The sequence below is a fragment of the Ureibacillus xyleni genome, assembly GCF_900217795.1.
Taxonomy (GTDB): Bacteria; Bacillota; Bacilli; order Bacillales_A; family Planococcaceae; genus Ureibacillus; species Ureibacillus xyleni.
The window spans coordinates 213,905-230,786 of the sequence record NZ_OBMQ01000005.1 but is presented as its reverse complement, the minus strand read 5'-3'; the positions used below and the strand labels follow the sequence as shown (position 1 = coordinate 230,786).

The following is a 16,882-nucleotide window of genomic DNA, read 5'->3' as shown; positions in this document are numbered from 1 at the left end:
ATATAGTGACTTCCTTCTATTATAATGACTCTCTAACAACCTTTTTATAATATTGAATTGAAAGTACCGCAAATACAGTGTACATGACAACGTATAAACAGATTGTGATGATTAATGGTGCCACAAGTTCAGTACCAAATAACCACCAACCAGATTTTACAGCAAAGTAACTATGGAATAGACCTATTATAAGTGGAACCCCGAAATTGAATGCTTGTTTTGCATAAATCCCCTTCATTATGTGTGTTGTTGAAAAACCAATCTTACGCAAAATAACATAGGACTCTTTTTCATCATCTGCTTCTGCAATTTGTTTAAAATATAGAATGCTTCCGGTAGTTAGTAGAAAAGCTAAACCTAAGAATGCCGTGACGAAAATCGTTAAGCCAAGGCTAGCAATATTGTTTTTCCTTTGTTCTTCAAAAGACTTGTGGATTAGACTATGTTCCTTATCTAAGAACACCTTTCTATGTTCTGAGAATTTTTTATAGAGCATTTCTGCCTTTTCTACATCTTCTCTTTCAACAAGGTTAATACCGATTTGAGAAGTAATTGCTTGTTGCTCTTTATTTTGTTCTTCAATTTCTTTAAACAGTTTATCCGATACTACTAAAATTGGACTACCATTTGAAACATAGTTTGATATTACGTAATCTTTACGAATTTCTGTAATGTGTAGGGGAAATTCCAGCTTTCCGGACTTTACAATAATATCTTTATTCTTTTGGAGCGGTAAGACTTCTGATAACACATTCGCATAACTTGTTAACAAAGCTTCTCCTTTTTTTAATGTATAGTTCGGCTTTATTTGACGAAAATCACTTAGCGACACGACTACTGTATCTGTTTCCAGACTATACAAAGGGCTATCTTGTAGATTTTCCGATACTAAATCTTTAATATTTAACTTTACACTAGAAATCTGATACGTGTCCTTCTCAAACTTAATCCCTTCTTGATATAACGCATCTAAAAACTCAATTCCTTGATCGTTAAGTAGAATATAGTCATAAGGGGATACAAAGCGTGCATTTGAATTTGACGAATAATATGCAATATAAGCTAGACTCATTATACCTACTGCTAAACCCGTTAGAGTTGTGATTAACGTTAATGATTTAGAATTACTTTTCATTTTATGCATAATTGGTGTTACGGCTAATACATCAGTTATTCTTAGATGCCCTCTTTTGCCTGCACGGATCATATTCATAATTAAAGCAACAGTATACCTGAAAAAAAGGTATGTCCCAATAATTGTTGCCCCTAGTATAACAAGCATGTGTAAATACAAATTATCAAAAAAACTACTCTTTTCTACATTGAACAACTGTGTAGATTGATAATATCCAAAGATGATTAAGAATAGCCCAATAAACCCCATCACCATCTGGAATATACTAAAACCTCTAATTTGCTCATCCGCTTTTTTAGATGCAGTAAATAGTGAGAGCAGCGACAAGCTTCTAATTACCCAAGCCATTTGCAATAAAATAATCACAAGCAAAATAGAAAAAATAATGGCAGATTGTTTAAAAGCTTCAACAGAAAACTTCAATTGAACAATCATATCCACTTCTAAAATTTCTAATAACACCATTGCAAAGAAGCGCGAACTAAAATAGCCTACAACCATCCCTACTATTACGGCAAGTAAAAATAGAATGATATTTTCTAAAGCGATTAGACGAAATACTAATCCTTTCGTCATTCCGATCAATTGATATATTCCAATTTCTTTACTCCGCCTTTTCATAAATAAATGACTTGCATACAGTACAAAAAATGTCACGATGAAATATAAAACATATGTTGCAGCTTTAAAACCTGCTGATGCGGTTCCACTTTCTTCAAGAGCCAATACTACTGTGGGATTATATTGTAATGTTGTATATGAAAAACACAATGTCACACTAAAAATCAGTGCAAAGAAATATAAATAGTATTGCTTAATGTTTTTTCTCATACTTCTTAGCACTAATCGACTAAGCGTCATAACCATCACCGCCTAGTATACTTTGCGTATTTAATATTTGTTGGAATAATTGTTGACGTGTTTTGTCCCCTTTATATAACTCTGTATAGATTGCACCATCCTTTAAAAATAGAACACGGGAACAAAAACTCGCCGCTACTGGATCGTGTGTAACCATCATAATGGTCGCGCTTTTTTCTTGATTTATCGTTTCTAAGTTTGTTAATAAAGCATTTGCTGATTTTGAGTCAAGTGCACCAGTCGGCTCATCTGCAAATACTAATGTAGGATTTGCAATAAGGGCACGAGCTGCAGAAGTCCTTTGCTTTTGTCCACCAGATATCTCATTCGGGTACTTGTTTAAAATATGTGAGATACCTAATATCCCTACAAGTTCTTTTAGCCGGCTTTCCACCACCGCTTTTGGTTGTTTACTTATAGATAACGGTAATAATATATTCTCCTTTACAGTTAACGTATCCAGTAAGTTATAATCTTGAAAGATAAACCCGAGTTGTTCACGTCTAAAATTGGCTAAAGCCTTTTCCTTCATTCCTCTTAAATTTTGACCATTAATTTCAATGATTCCTTCAGTTGGGTAGTCAATGGAACAAAGTACATTTAACAGCGTTGTTTTCCCAGATCCAGAAGGGCCCATAATCCCAACAAATTCACCTTTTTGAACTTCTATATCAATGCCCTTTAACACTTCTTGAGCTGTCGATTTCTTCCCATAAACTTTTCTTATTTTTCTACCTACCAATACTGACAAACTTTTTCTCCCCTTTCTTTAACTATTTTCATTGTACAATCGAATCAACACCACTGCCTTCGTTCAAGATGACAAAATAAAAAGGTAGGTGACAATTTCGTCATCTACCGAGTAATCTTCCATATTCATTTTCAGTAGGGAATTGTAATGTAAAGATTGATCCTTCATCTTTTGTAGATTGGACAATAATTTGAATACCTAGTTTCTGTGAAGCGTTTTTGGCAAGATAAAGACCCATTCCTGTTGATTGAACCGACTCTCTACCAATTGTCCCAGTATATGATTTATGAAATATACGTGGCAGATCCTCTTGACGTATACCTACTCCATAATCCTGAATATGAAGCAAAAGATGACCGGAATCATCTATTGTCGTAAAAATATTGATATCTTGATTTTGATGACTATATTTTATAGCATTCGATAGAAGCTGACGTACAATAAACGCTAACCATTTGCTATCTGTAATAACCTCTTCTTTTAAATCCTCAACTTGAAATCCAATCCCTTTTTCCATACACCATGAATGAAACTCTCGGATTTCTTTATATACAATAGTACGTAAGGAGATCTTTTCAAGACGGTTATCCTTTTCAATAAAAGCTAACCTCGAATTATGTAATTGCTGATCTAGTAGTAAATGAATACGCATCCATTCATTTTCAAGTTTTTTTCGTAAATTTGTATCTTCAGTTTGCTCTATCATAAGCTTCAACGCCGTTAACGGGGTTTTCATTTCATGTACCCACGCCAATAAATCCTCGGAATCTTCTTGAAGCTGAATTTTTGATTGATTTAATAGAGCATCCTTTTCTTCTAATACTTCAACTATGTGCTCTACATACATTTTTTGAAATGGCGAGAATGTTGCATCGTCCGACAAAACATCATATCCATTCGACAAATTTCCCAGGAAATATGTCAATTGATGTATTTCCTTTTTATATCGCCAAATGAGAAATACAATAGTAATAGAAATAGTAACAATATTAAAATAACTTATAGATATGTTAGAAAACCCATAATCCAAGTAGAAAAGGATATTCATACAAATCAACACACCGATGATGAATCCTATCCATGCAATTTTCTCTCTTAAAAATAGTAACAGCATATCTCACCTCGTAATGGTTATTGCCATATAGCCTAACCCCTTCTTCGTAACAATAACATTTTCCAAGCCAATATCTTCAAGCTTTTGTCTAAGTCGATTTACATTTACAGACAAGGTGTTATCGTTAACAAATCGTTCATCATCCCACAGTTTACGTATTAGTTCATCCCTTGAAACAATTTTATCTACATGCTGAAGGAGTATGCGCAATATGAATAGCTCATTCTTAGTTAGTTCACATACCTTTTCATCAAAATTAATCACACCTTTCGCATAGTCAACCGTCGCATCGTTCCATCTTGTAATTTCGCTTTGCTCCTCGACATAATCATATGTTCTACGAAGAATCGCCTGTACCTTTGCTAAAAGAACTTCCATGTGAAATGGCTTTTGTACAAAATCATCTGCCCCCATTTGCATGGCCATTACCATATCCATTGGGTGATCACGAGAAGAAAGGAATATTATTGGTACCTTTGAAACTGTACGAATTTCCCTACACCAATGAAAACCATCATATGCAGGTAATTGTATATCAATAATCACTAATTGAGGCTTCTCTTCTATAAAAGAATCCATCACTTTTTGAAAGTCTGGCGGTCCACCAACTTGTAAATTCCAACCGTTAAAACGTTCCTTAATCAACTCAAAAATAGCATTATCATCTTCTATTAAGAAAATTTTCATGTTTACTCATTCCCTTCAATACAGGTATGACTTTTTCCTAATTAATCCAGTTTTATTATACTATACATCTTCAAATCAATCATAAAGGAAGGTTTTTATTCCGATGCATCATTTAAAATGTATAATAGTTTGAAAGAGAGCTAGATTCAAAGATATTGTAAAGGAGATGCTTCTTTTGGATATACGTCAGATTGAATACTTTTCAGAAGTTGCTAAACATTTAAGCTTCACAAAAGCAGCTTCTACTCTACATGTATCACAGCCATCAATCAGCAAGGCAATTCAAAACTTAGAAGCTGAGCTGGGAGTCCCTCTGTTTTATCGATCATCAAAACAATTAGAATTGACCGATGCTGGGCGAGCTGTCTTAATTAATGCTCAACATGTATTAGAGGCATTTAAAAATTTAAGATCAGAGTTAACAGATTTAATGGAATTAAAAAAGGGACAAATTCGCATAGGGATTCCGCCTATTGTGGGTTCTGAATTCTTTTCAAAACTTGTGAGCCAATACAAAGAACAGTACCCTTATATTGAACTTATTTTAACGGAAGTTGGATCGAAAAAAATTCGGGAAGGCGTAGAAGCTGGAGAATTAGATATCGGACTAATTTGCAATTTAAGTGTGGCAAATGAAAATCTAGAAGCAATCGGAATTCTAAAAGACCCATTAATGTTAATTGTTCATCGAGATCACCCGCTTGCTGTTCGCTCTGAAGTACAATTGTCGGAGTTGGAAAAGGAATCGTTTATTATTTATCGAAATGATTTTACATTGTATGATCGTATTATCGACGAATGTGCAAAAAGCGGTTTTTTCCCTACGATAGCTTGCGAAACGTCTCAGAAAGACTTAATTATCGAGATGGTTGCTGCAAAACTCGGTATTGCACTATTACCAAAGAGAATTTGTGAGAAAATACAATACGATACAATTTTAGCTGTTCCTTTTAGTGAGGAAAATATTTTTCTAGAGCTAGGTATGACGTGGAAGAAAAATAAATATTTATCTTTTGCAGTAAGAGAATTTATTACATTAGCACATGATTTTATTCCCCAATAAACAACAAAGACATTATCTCACCCCAAATGGATAAGATAATGTCTTTTTTTAAATTAATTTGCTATAACCGTACCATATTTCGCTTTAGCTTCTAAACGTTTTTTGTGTAGAATTGGCTCCGTATAACCACTTGGCTGCTCATAACCTTTGAATACTAAGTCACAAGCTGCTTGGAATGCAACTGACTCTTCAAAGTTCGGTGCCATTGGACGGTATTCTGGATCATCTGCATTTTGTCCATCAACGACTTTTGCCATACGTTTCATTGTTTCTAATACTTGCTCTTTTGTACAGATGCCGTGATGTAACCAGTTAGCAACATGTTGACTTGAAATACGAAGCGTTGCACGGTCTTCCATTAGCCCAATATCATTAATATCTGGCACTTTTGAACATCCTACACCTTGTTCTACCCAACGTACAACATATCCTAAAATACCTTGAGAGTTGTTGTCTAACTCCTGTTGAACTTCTTCAGGACTCCAGTTTGTAGTTGGTGACACTGGGAATTGTAAAATTGCGTCTTGGAAATCTTCTGAGCTCGATAATCCTTTTTGCACATCTTTTACATTTAATTGATGATAATGTGTTGCATGTAATGTTGCTGCAGTTGGAGATGGAACCCAAGCTGTGTTAGCACCTGCTTGTAAGTGACCAATTTTTTGCTTTAACATTTCAGCCATTAAATCTGGCATTGCCCACATACCCTTACCAATTTGCGCACGACCTTGCAAACCACAATCAAGACCTACTGTTACATTTGATTTTTCATATGATTGTAACCAAGTAGAAGTCTTCATTTCATTTTTACGAATCATAGGTCCAGCTTCCATTGATGTATGGATTTCATCACCTGTACGATCTAAGAATCCTGTATTGATAAATACAACGCGATCTTTTACTTCTTTAATACATGCTTTTAAGTTTAAAGAAGTGCGGCGTTCTTCATCCATTACACCAATTTTTAATGTAAAACGGTCTAAACCTAGTAAGTCTTCTACACGTTCAAATAGTTTATTTGCAAATGCAACTTCTTTTGGTCCGTGCATTTTTGGTTTTACAATATAAATTGATCCTTTTTGCGAGTTTTTATATTTTCCTGTTCCTAAAGTTTCGTGTTTTGCTATTAAGCTAGTAATCACACCATCTAAGATTCCTTCAGGTACTTCTTGACCGTCTTTATCAAGAATTGCACTATTTGTCATTAAGTGCCCAACGTTACGCACAAACATTAACGAACGACCTGATAATGTAATTGTTTCACCATTTAATCCTGTGTAAGTACGATCAGGATTTAATGTACGCGTCATCGTTTTTGTTCCTTTTTCGAATGTCGCAGCTAAATCACCTTTCATTAATCCTAACCAGTTGCTATATACTAACACTTTATCTTCAGCATCAACAGCTGCAACAGAGTCTTCACAATCCATAATTGTTGTAATAGCAGATTCAAGTACGATATCTTTAACACCTGCTGCATCTGTTTTACCAATTGGATGGTCACGGTCGATTTGAACTTCAATGTGTAAGTCGTTGTTTTTGAATAGTAAAACTGTTGGTTCTTCAACTGTTCCTTGGTAGCCTACTAGTTTTGACTCATCTACAAGTCCTGTTGTTTCTCCGTTTGCTAATGAAGCAACTAATTTATTTTCAACAATAGCATATTTCACTACATCAATATGTGAAGCATCTTTCAAAGCAATTGCTTCATCTAGTAATTGTTTTGATTTTGTGATAACTTTTTCACCACGAACTGGGTTATACCCTTTACCGATATCTGCACCATCTTCTTCACTAATTGCATCTGTACCGTATAGTGCATCATACAAACTTCCCCAACGTGCGTTTGCAGCATTTATTGCATAGCGCGCATTGTTAACAGGTACAACTAACTGCGGTCCTGCTTGTACTGCAATTTCTTCATCTACATTTTCAGTAGTAATTTTGAAATCCTCTACTTTTGGCTCTAGATAACCAATTTCTTGTAGGAAAGATTTATAAGCGTCAAAATTAAAGTTTTCCTTATTTTCTTTATGCCAATTATTGATTGCTTCTTGTAGCTCATCGCGTTTTACTAATAACGCTTTATTTTCCGGTGTTAAGTCATGGATTAACTCATCAAAGCCATTCCAAAACTGTTCTTGATCTACTTTGCTCCCCGGAAGTGCTTGATTGTTTATAAAATCATAAAGAACTGAAGCTACTTGAAGATTCCCCACTTGAACATAATTTGTCATGAACATATCCCCCAATATTTAAAAATTCAAGAAAGAGGAGATTCCCTCAATCTTATCCTATAATTATTATAATAGAATAAAGCTCTATAAATAAAATACATAATTCGAATATTTATTATTCATTTTAGCTATAGTACATGCACAAGATGAATCCCAAAGATAGATCTTGTCTTAAGAGGCTATCTCAATTCAAAAAAAAAACATCTTGCAGGCGTCCCCGCAAGATGTTTAAAGCGTTTAACTAAAATTATTTTTGGATAGAAGCTACTACTCCAGCTCCTACAGTACGGCCACCCTCACGGATAGAGAATTTTGTACCTTCTTCAAGAGCGATTGGAGAAATTAATTCTACGTTCATTTCGATGTTGTCGCCAGGCATAACCATTTCTACGCCTTCTGGTAAGTTGATAACACCAGTTACGTCAGTTGTACGGAAGTAGAACTGAGGACGGTAGTTAGAGAAGAATGGAGTATGACGGCCACCCTCTTCTTTTGATAAAACGTAAACTTCTGCTTTGAAAGTAGTGTGTGGAGTGATTGAGCCTGGTTTAGCTAATACTTGTCCACGTTGGATTTCTTCACGAGCAACCCCACGAAGTAATGCACCAATGTTGTCACCAGCTTCAGCATAGTCTAATAATTTACGGAACATTTCTACACCAGTTACGGTTGTTGATTTTGGCTCTTCAACGATACCAACGATCTCTACAACGTCACCAACTTTAACTTGTCCGCGTTCTACACGACCAGTTGCAACTGTACCACGACCAGTGATAGAGAATACGTCCTCTACTGGCATCATGAATGGTTTGTCAGTTTGACGTTCTGGAGTTGGGATATAGCTGTCAACAGCGTCCATTAACTCAACGATTTTTTCTTCCCATTCTGGTTCACCTTCAAGAGCTTTTAAAGCAGAACCTTTGATTACAGGAACATCGTCACCTGGGAAATCGTATTCAGAAAGTAAGTCACGTACTTCCATTTCTACTAATTCTAATAATTCTTCGTCATCAACCATATCACATTTGTTTAAGAATACTACTAAGTAAGGTACACCTACTTGACGTGATAATAAGATGTGCTCACGAGTTTGTGGCATTGGGCCGTCAGCAGCAGATACTACTAAGATACCGCCGTCCATTTGAGCAGCACCAGTGATCATGTTTTTAACGTAGTCAGCATGTCCTGGGCAGTCAACGTGTGCATAGTGACGAGTAGCAGTTTCATATTCTACGTGAGAAGTGTTGATTGTGATTCCACGCTCTTTTTCTTCTGGAGCGTTATCGATATCAGCGTATGATTTTGCTTCCCCACCCATTTTTTTAGCAAGAACTGTAGCGATTGCAGCAGTTAATGTAGTTTTACCATGGTCAACGTGTCCAATTGTACCAACGTTAGCATGCGTTTTCGAACGGTCAAATTTTTCTTTAGCCATTAGAGTTAGCCTCCTAAATATGTGTTTAATTTTTTAGTTTTATATGTTATAACTGCTGGCTGGAGGGCCCTTCGCAGCCAGTCAATCATAGCTTACAAATTATTTATACTTGAAGCAAGATGAAATTTCAATTATTCACCTTTATTTTTTTTAATGATATCATCTGCAATTGATTTTGGTACTTCTTCGTAGTGATCGAATACCATTGAGAACACACCACGACCTTGTGTTGCAGAACGTAATGTAGTTGCATATCCGAACATTTCAGAAAGTGGAACCATTGCACGAACAACTTGTGCGTTACCACGTGCTTCCATACCTTCTACGCGACCACGGCGAGAAGTGATGTTACCCATGATATCTCCAAGGTATTCTTCTGGGATTACTACTTCTACTTTCATTACAGGTTCTAAAAGAACAGGGCTACATTTTGATGCCGCAGCTTTAAGAGCCATAGAAGCAGCGATTTTGAATGCCATTTCGTTTGAGTCAACATCATGGTATGAACCATCGAATAATTTCGCTTTGATGTCGATTAATGGGAAACCAGCAATTACACCACGGTCAAGTGAGTCACGAAGACCTGCCTCAACAGCTGGGATATATTCACGCGGTACAACCCCACCAACGATTGCGTTTTCAAATTCGAAACCTTTACCTTCTTCGTTCGGAGAGAATTCGATCCAAACGTCACCATATTGTCCACGTCCACCAGATTGACGAGTGAATTTACCTTGAACTTGAGCAGACCCACGGAAAGTTTCACGGTAAGAAACTTGAGGAGCACCTACATTACATTCAACTTTAAATTCACGTTTCATACGATCAACTAAGATATCAAGGTGAAGTTCACCCATACCTGAGATGATTGTTTGGCCAGTTTCTTGGTCAGTATGCGCACGGAAAGTTGGGTCTTCTTCTTGTAATTTTGCAAGAGCTTGTCCCATTTTGTCTTGGTCAGCTTTTGATTTTGGTTCTACAGATAATGAGATAACTGGTTCTGGGAATTCCATTGACTCTAAAATAACATGATGTTTTTCATCACAAAGAGTGTCACCAGTAGTAGTATCTTTAAGACCTACAGCAGCAGCGATATCCCCAGCGAATACTTTTGAAATTTCTTCACGAGAGTTTGCATGCATTTGTAGAATACGACCTACACGTTCACGTTTACCTTTTGTAGAGTTTTGTACGTATGAACCTGATTCTAAAACACCAGAGTACACACGGAAGAATGTTAATTTACCAACGTAAGGGTCAGTCATAACTTTGAAAGCAAGTGCAGCGAATGGTTCTTCATCGCTAGCATGTTTTTCTACTTCTTCACCTTCGTCATTAACACCTTTAATTGCTTCTACGTCAGTTGGTGCTGGTAGATAGTCAATTACAGCATCAAGCATTAATTGAACACCTTTGTTTTTGAATGCAGTACCACAAATAACTGGGTAGAATTGTACAGATAGAGTAGCTTTACGGATACCAGCTTTTAATTCTTCGATAGTGATTTCTTCACCAGCAAAGTATTTCTCCATTAATTCTTCATCTAGCTCAGCAACTGCTTCAATTAACTTTTCACGGTATTCTTCTGCTTGTGCTTTATATTCTTCAGGAATTTCACGCTCTTGGATATCAGTACCAAGGTCGTTTCCGTAGAAGATAGCTTTCATTTCAACTAAATCGATAATTGCTTCGAATTGATCTTCAGCACCGATTGGTAGTTGAATTGGGTGAGCATTTGCTTGTAAACGATCATGTAGAGTTCCTACAGAATATAAGAAATCTGCACCGATTTTATCCATTTTGTTAACAAATACGATACGTGGAACACCATAAGTTGTAGCTTGGCGCCATACAGTTTCAGTTTGTGGCTCAACACCAGATTGAGCATCAAGTACTGTTACTGCTCCGTCAAGTACACGTAATGAACGTTCAACCTCTACTGTGAAGTCTACGTGTCCTGGTGTGTCGATGATATTTACGCGGTTACCTTTCCATTGAGCTGTTGTCGCAGCAGAAGTGATTGTAATACCACGTTCTTGTTCTTGCTCCATCCAGTCCATTTGAGAGGCACCTTCGTGAGTTTCACCGATTTTGTGAATCTTACCAGTGTAATAAAGGATACGCTCAGTTGTTGTTGTTTTACCAGCATCAATGTGAGCCATGATCCCAATATTACGTGTATTCTCTAATGAGAATTCGCGTTTCATAGGAAATTTTCTCCTTCCATATTGGGTATAGACTAGTTGTTGAAATATATATTTAAATCTACGTACTAGCTTGCCGCTAGCACGTAGTTTAAATTACCAACGATAGTGAGCAAACGCTTTGTTAGCTTCTGCCATTTTGTGCATATCTTCACGTTTCTTAACTGAAGCACCAGTGTTGTTTGATGCGTCTAAGATTTCGTTAGCTAAACGCTCTTCCATAGTTTTTTCACCACGAAGACGAGAATAGTTAACTAAATAACGAAGACCTAAAGTAATACGACGTTCTGGACGAACTTCAACCGGTACTTGGTAGTTAGAACCACCAACACGACGAGCGCGTACTTCAAGAACTGGCATTACGTTATTTAATGCAGCTTCGAATACTTCTAAAGGCTCTTTACCAGAACGTTCTTTTACTAATTCGAACGCACCGTATAAAATCTTTTCAGAAGTACCTCTTTTACCATCAATCATCATTTTATTGATTAAACGAGTTACAAGTTTTGAATTATAAATTGGATCTGGTAACACGTCACGTTTGGAAACAGGACCTTTACGAGGCATGTGTTTTCCTCCTTTCAAAAATATTAACTATTTTAAGTATGCAAGTTGCAAGTTCGAAATTATCATGTACTCTTGAATGTTTGCTAGCATGAAGATCACCATTCAAAAGGTCTCTGATTTTTTCTTTAGCTTTTTGCGAAAGTAGAATTATTTTTTCTCTTTAGGACGTTTTGTACCGTATAGAGAACGTGATTGCATACGGCCGTTTACACCAGCAGTATCAAGAGCACCACGTACGATATGGTAACGTACCCCTGGTAAGTCTTTTACACGTCCACCGCGGATTAATACTACGCTGTGTTCTTGTAAGTTGTGACCTTCACCAGGAATGTAAGCTGTAACTTCGATTTGGTTAGTTAAGCGTACACGAGCGTATTTACGTAACGCTGAGTTTGGTTTCTTAGGTGTCATTGTACCTACACGAGTACAAACTCCACGTTTTTGTGGGGAATTAACATTTGTTAAAGATTTTTTAAAGCTGTTATATCCCTTGTTTAACGCAGGTGAATTTGATTTCGTTACTTTGGATTGACGAGGCTTACGTACCAATTGGTTAATTGTAGGCATCGGTTTTTCCTCCCTTCATTTATTCCTTGTTAATACCACACATCCAGGTGGTTCATTTTTTGGGTAAAAACAAAGTCTTTGTGTTTAGTCACACAAAAACTAACTTGCAGCGATTGCAACAATCGCAGCACCAACATGAATACCACAAGCTTTGCCAAGTTCTTTTTTCGACTCGACGAGACTCACTGGTACGCCGACTTCTTTTGCAAGAACAATCACTGGATCGGTTACCCAACTGTCTGCATCAAGCGCTACAAAAAGCTCTTTCACTTGACCAGCACGGATTGCTTTCACTGCTTGCTTTGTACCTATGATTGTTTTACTAGCCTGTTTAACTTTATCATAAGACATTTTCATATCCTCCGAAGTACAGACAGTTAACTATCAACCTTAAGTATATTAACATTATCAATTTAAACTGTCAAATATTTTTTATTAAATTCCCCGAGAGATATTAATTCTCTCGAGAAATTTATAATAATAATTATTCTACTGAAGCGAAGTCTTCACTTAAATCCATTGGGTCTTCTTCGATTTGAATTTGTCGATAACGTTGCATACCAGTACCAGCAGGAACTAGTTTACCGATAATTACGTTTTCTTTCAGACCTAGAAGTTCATCGCGTTTACCTTTAATTGCAGCATCCGTTAACACACGTGTCGTTTCTTGGAATGATGCAGCAGATAAGAACGATTCTGTTTCAAGCGACGCTTTTGTAATACCAAGGATAACAGGTCGGCATGTTGCAGGGATCTTCCCATTAACAATTGCTTCTTTGTTTGCATCTGTAAATTGATGAATATCAAGTAATGAACCAGGTAATAGTTCCGTATCGCCCGCTTCAATAACACGAACTTTACGTAACATTTGACGTACCATTACTTCGATATGTTTATCGCCAATTTCTACCCCTTGCATACGATATACTTTTTGTACCTCTTTTAGTAAGTACTCTTGTACAGTAGCTACGTCTTTAACTTTCAATAATTGTTTTGGATCGATTGAACCTTCTGTTAGAATTTGACCAGGTTTAATACTATCACCTAATTGTACTTTCAAGCGAGCATTGTATGGCGCTTGGTACTTACGTGTTTCGATTTCACCTTGAATTGTCAATTCTTTTAATCCTTCACGAATTTCCTCAATTTCAGAAACTACCCCTGAAATTTCAGAGATAACCGCTTGACCTTTAGGATTACGTGATTCGAAAATCTCTTGGATACGTGGAAGACCTTGTGTGATATCGTTACCAGCAACCCCACCAGTATGGAATGTACGCATTGTTAATTGCGTTCCAGGCTCTCCGATTGATTGAGCAGCGATAATTCCTACCGCTTCCCCAACTTCAACCTCTTCACCTGTTGCTAAGTTGATACCATAACATTTTTTACATACACCATGTTTTGTATTACATGTGAATGCAGAACGAATTGTCACTTCATTGATACCTGCATCTTCAATTAAACGTGCAGCATCTTGAGTGATTAAGTCATCACGATTTAAAATAACCTCGCCAGTTTCTGGATGACGGATTGTTTTCTTAGTATGACGACCAACAATACGCTCTTCTAATGTTTCGATTACTTCAGTACCTTCCATTAAGGCACCAATTGTTAAACCGCGATCCGTACCACAATCGTCTTCACGAACGATAACATCTTGTGCAACGTCAACTAAACGACGAGTTAAATAACCTGAGTCAGCAGTTTTTAACGCAGTATCGGCTAAACCTTTACGAGCACCATGAGTAGAGATGAAGTATTCTAATACCGTTAAACCTTCACGGAATGAAGATTTAATTGGAAGTTCGATAATTCGACCAGCCGGGTTGGCCATTAACCCACGCATACCTGCTAACTGAGTGAAGTTTGATGCGTTACCACGGGCACCAGAGTCACTCATCATGAAGATTGGGTTTGTATCTGGTAAAGAGTCCATTAGTTTGCCTTGGATTTCATCTTTTGCAGCAGACCAACTTGAGATTACACGGTCATAACGTTCTTCTTCCGTAATTAAACCACGGCGGAATTGAACCATTACTTTGTCTACTTTTTTCTGCGCTTCTTCTAGAATTTCATTTTTCTCAGGTAATACAACGATGTCGGAAATAGCAACTGTAATACCTGCTTTTGTAGAGTATTTGAAACCTAAATCTTTCATACGGTCAAGCATTTTTGAAGTTTCCGTAATGTGGAATCGTTTAAATACTTCTGCAATGATTTGCCCCAAGAACTTTTTACGGAATGGGCTAATTGGTTTCACGTTTTCAAAGTGCTTTTTCAACACTTCTTGGCGTTGAAGCTCAATTTTCACATTCTCTTCTGCATTTCTATAGTCATCTGATTGTTCTAGTTGTTGTAACGTTTCTTCATCGATTGTTAACGATGCGAAATATTTTTCTGGTGTTTCTTTTTCTAAATTTGTAGTAGTAGGTTCATTAATGTACGGGAATGATTCTGGTAAAATTTCGTTGAAAATTACCTTACCTACTGTAGTTAGTAAGAATTTATTATTTTGTTCTTCTGTAAACGTTGGGTTATTTAATGAACTTGCTTTAATTGCAATACGAGTGTGTAAATGCACTTTCCCGTTTTGATATGCAATTAATACTTCATTTGTGCCATAGAAAATTGAACCTTCTCCACGTGCGCCCGCACGTTCTAAAGTTAAATAATAGTTTCCTAAAACCATATCTTGAGATGGCGTAACAACAGGTTTACCATCTTTTGGGTTAAGGATGTTTTGTGCTGCTAACATAAGTAGACGTGCTTCAGCTTGTGCTTCAGCAGATAATGGTACATGGACCGCCATTTGGTCACCATCGAAGTCAGCGTTATATGCTGTACATACTAACGGGTGAAGACGAATCGCACGGCCTTCTACTAGTGTTGGTTCGAATGCTTGGATACCAAGACGGTGTAATGTCGGTGCACGGTTTAATAAAACTGGGTGTTCACGAATTACGTCTTCTAAAACGTCCCAAACTTCATTGTGTAAACGTTCAATTTTACGTTTTGCACTTTTAATGTTATGAGCTAAACCACGTTCAACAAGTTCTTTCATAACGAAAGGCTTGAATAACTCGATTGCCATTTCTTTCGGAAGACCACATTGGTACATTTTTAAGTTTGGACCTACTACGATAACGGAACGTCCAGAATAGTCTACACGTTTCCCTAGTAAGTTTTGACGGAAACGACCTTGTTTCCCTTTTAACATATGTGATAACGATTTTAATGGGCGGTTACCCGGACCAGTAACAGGACGACCACGACGACCATTATCAATTAATGCATCTACTGCTTCTTGTAACATACGTTTTTCGTTTTGGACGATAATGCTTGGTGCACCAAGGTCAAGTAAACGTTTTAAACGGTTGTTACGGTTAATAACACGACGATATAAATCGTTTAAGTCCGAAGTAGCAAAACGTCCACCATCTAACTGCACCATTGGACGAAGCTCTGGTGGGATAACTGGCAGTACATCTAAAATCATCCACTCTGGTTTGTTACCTGAGTTACGGAATGATTCAATTACTTCTAATCGTTTAATCGCACGTGTGCGGCGTTGGCCTTGTGCGGTTTTAAGCTCTTCTTTTAATGATACAGTTTCATCTTCTAGATCAATTTGCTCTAGAAGTTTTTTAATTGCTTCTGCACCCATAGATGCTTCGAAGCCATTGCCAAATTTTTCGCGATATGCACGGTATTCTTTTTCAGATAGTAATTGTTTCTTTTCTAATGAAGATTCACCAGAGTCAATTACAACATAAGAAGCAAAATAAATTACTTCTTCTAATGCACGCGGAGACATATCTAGGATTAATCCCATACGACTTGGAATACCTTTAAAGTACCATATATGAGATACAGGAGCAGCTAGTTCAATATGACCCATACGTTCACGACGAACTTTTGCACGTGTTACCTCAACACCACAACGGTCACAAACTACACCTTTGTAGCGTACACGTTTGTATTTACCACAGTGGCATTCCCAGTCTTTTGTTGGTCCGAAAATACGTTCACAGAACAGACCATCTTTTTCTGGTTTTAAAGTACGATAGTTAATTGTTTCAGGTTTTTTTACTTCTCCATATGACCAAGAACGAATTTTATCAGGTGAAGCTAAACCAATTTTCATATATTCAAATTCATTAACGTCTATCAAGGAGCCTACCTCCCTTTAGTATAAGTCCTTTAACGACTTTCCGAAGCTCAACAATTAAAGTTTATTTAAAAAGGGCAGGCAGTATAT

Annotated in this window: 12 protein-coding genes; 1 reads left to right on the top strand and 11 read right to left on the bottom strand. The window is 36.9% G+C overall.

The window, feature by feature from the left end:
- Nucleotides 1-19 precede the first annotated feature (19 nt).
- The 4 genes from CRO00_RS09595 to CRO00_RS09580 all read right to left on the bottom strand — a co-directional run bounded on the left by CRO00_RS09595 (nucleotide 20) and on the right by CRO00_RS09580 (nucleotide 4,548).
- Complete coding sequence (locus CRO00_RS09595; protein ID WP_097073473.1) at nucleotides 20-1,996, bottom strand: FtsX-like permease family protein; 1,977 nt, start codon at nucleotides 1,994-1,996, stop codon at nucleotides 20-22.
- Nucleotides 1,986-2,747: an ABC transporter ATP-binding protein gene (locus CRO00_RS09590; RefSeq protein WP_097073472.1), complete on the bottom strand. Its 762-nt coding sequence runs from the start codon at nucleotides 2,745-2,747 to the stop codon at nucleotides 1,986-1,988. Before CRO00_RS09590 ends, CRO00_RS09595 begins: the two co-directional genes overlap by 11 nt.
- Nucleotides 2,748-2,847: 100 nt before the next feature.
- Complete coding sequence (locus tag CRO00_RS09585; protein ID WP_237658370.1) at nucleotides 2,848-3,672, bottom strand: sensor histidine kinase; 825 nt, start codon at nucleotides 3,670-3,672, stop codon at nucleotides 2,848-2,850.
- Nucleotides 3,673-3,864: 192 nt separating this feature from the next.
- Nucleotides 3,865-4,548: a response regulator transcription factor gene (locus CRO00_RS09580; RefSeq protein ID WP_097073470.1), complete on the bottom strand. Its 684-nt coding sequence runs from the start codon at nucleotides 4,546-4,548 to the stop codon at nucleotides 3,865-3,867.
- Between the two features lie 175 nt (nucleotides 4,549-4,723).
- Between CRO00_RS09580 and CRO00_RS09575 the strand changes: the two genes are divergently transcribed.
- The gene (locus tag CRO00_RS09575) at nucleotides 4,724-5,611 is read left to right on the top strand and encodes a LysR family transcriptional regulator (RefSeq protein ID WP_097073469.1); all 888 of its coding nucleotides are present in this window, start codon (nucleotides 4,724-4,726) and stop codon (nucleotides 5,609-5,611) included.
- Nucleotides 5,612-5,664: 53 nt separating this feature from the next.
- Here CRO00_RS09575 and CRO00_RS09570 read toward each other — a convergent pair whose 3' ends face one another.
- The 7 genes from CRO00_RS09570 to rpoC all read right to left on the bottom strand — a co-directional run bounded on the left by CRO00_RS09570 (nucleotide 5,665) and on the right by rpoC (nucleotide 16,795).
- Entirely contained in the window at nucleotides 5,665-7,848 is a 2,184-nt protein-coding gene (locus tag CRO00_RS09570; RefSeq protein WP_097073468.1) for a malate synthase G, read from the bottom strand.
- Nucleotides 7,849-8,095: 247 nt separating this feature from the next.
- The gene (gene tuf, locus CRO00_RS09565; protein ID WP_097073467.1) at nucleotides 8,096-9,283 is read right to left on the bottom strand and encodes an elongation factor Tu; all 1,188 of its coding nucleotides are present in this window, start codon (nucleotides 9,281-9,283) and stop codon (nucleotides 8,096-8,098) included.
- Between the two features lie 131 nt (nucleotides 9,284-9,414).
- Nucleotides 9,415-11,490, bottom strand: coding sequence for an elongation factor G (gene fusA, locus CRO00_RS09560; protein WP_097073466.1), 2,076 nt, complete (start codon nucleotides 11,488-11,490; stop codon nucleotides 9,415-9,417).
- 93 nt (nucleotides 11,491-11,583) lie between these two features.
- On the bottom strand, nucleotides 11,584-12,054 hold the full coding sequence (gene rpsG / locus CRO00_RS09555; protein WP_097073465.1) for a 30S ribosomal protein S7: 471 nt from the start codon (nucleotides 12,052-12,054) through the stop codon (nucleotides 11,584-11,586).
- 147 nt (nucleotides 12,055-12,201) lie between these two features.
- Entirely contained in the window at nucleotides 12,202-12,621 is a 420-nt protein-coding gene (gene rpsL / locus CRO00_RS09550; protein WP_097073464.1) for a 30S ribosomal protein S12, read from the bottom strand.
- Between the two features lie 99 nt (nucleotides 12,622-12,720).
- Entirely contained in the window at nucleotides 12,721-12,972 is a 252-nt protein-coding gene (locus CRO00_RS09545; RefSeq protein ID WP_097073463.1) for a 50S ribosomal protein L7ae-like protein, read from the bottom strand.
- A gap of 133 nt (nucleotides 12,973-13,105) precedes the next feature.
- Nucleotides 13,106-16,795, bottom strand: a complete 3,690-nt coding sequence (gene rpoC / locus CRO00_RS09540; protein ID WP_097073462.1) for a DNA-directed RNA polymerase subunit beta' — start codon at nucleotides 16,793-16,795, stop codon at nucleotides 13,106-13,108.
- Nucleotides 16,796-16,882: the final 87 nt, after the last annotated feature.

Bases quoted from the DNA above. Each gene is read 5' to 3' on its own strand.
- tuf (WP_097073467.1), bottom strand. From the start codon at position 9,283: ATGGCTAAAGAAAAATTTGACCGTTCGAAAACGCATGCTAACGTTGGT.
- rpsG (WP_097073465.1), bottom strand. From the start codon at position 12,054: ATGCCTCGTAAAGGTCCTGTTTCCAAACGTGACGTGTTACCAGATCCA.
- CRO00_RS09595 (WP_097073473.1), bottom strand. From the start codon at position 1,996: ATGACGCTTAGTCGATTAGTGCTAAGAAGTATGAGAAAAAACATTAAG.
- rpsL (WP_097073464.1), bottom strand. From the start codon at position 12,621: ATGCCTACAATTAACCAATTGGTACGTAAGCCTCGTCAATCCAAAGTA.
- CRO00_RS09580 (WP_097073470.1), bottom strand. From the start codon at position 4,548: ATGAAAATTTTCTTAATAGAAGATGATAATGCTATTTTTGAGTTGATT.
- fusA (WP_097073466.1), bottom strand. From the start codon at position 11,490: ATGAAACGCGAATTCTCATTAGAGAATACACGTAATATTGGGATCATG.
- CRO00_RS09545 (WP_097073463.1), bottom strand. From the start codon at position 12,972: ATGTCTTATGATAAAGTTAAACAGGCTAGTAAAACAATCATAGGTACA.
- CRO00_RS09570 (WP_097073468.1), bottom strand. From the start codon at position 7,848: ATGACAAATTATGTTCAAGTGGGGAATCTTCAAGTAGCTTCAGTTCTT.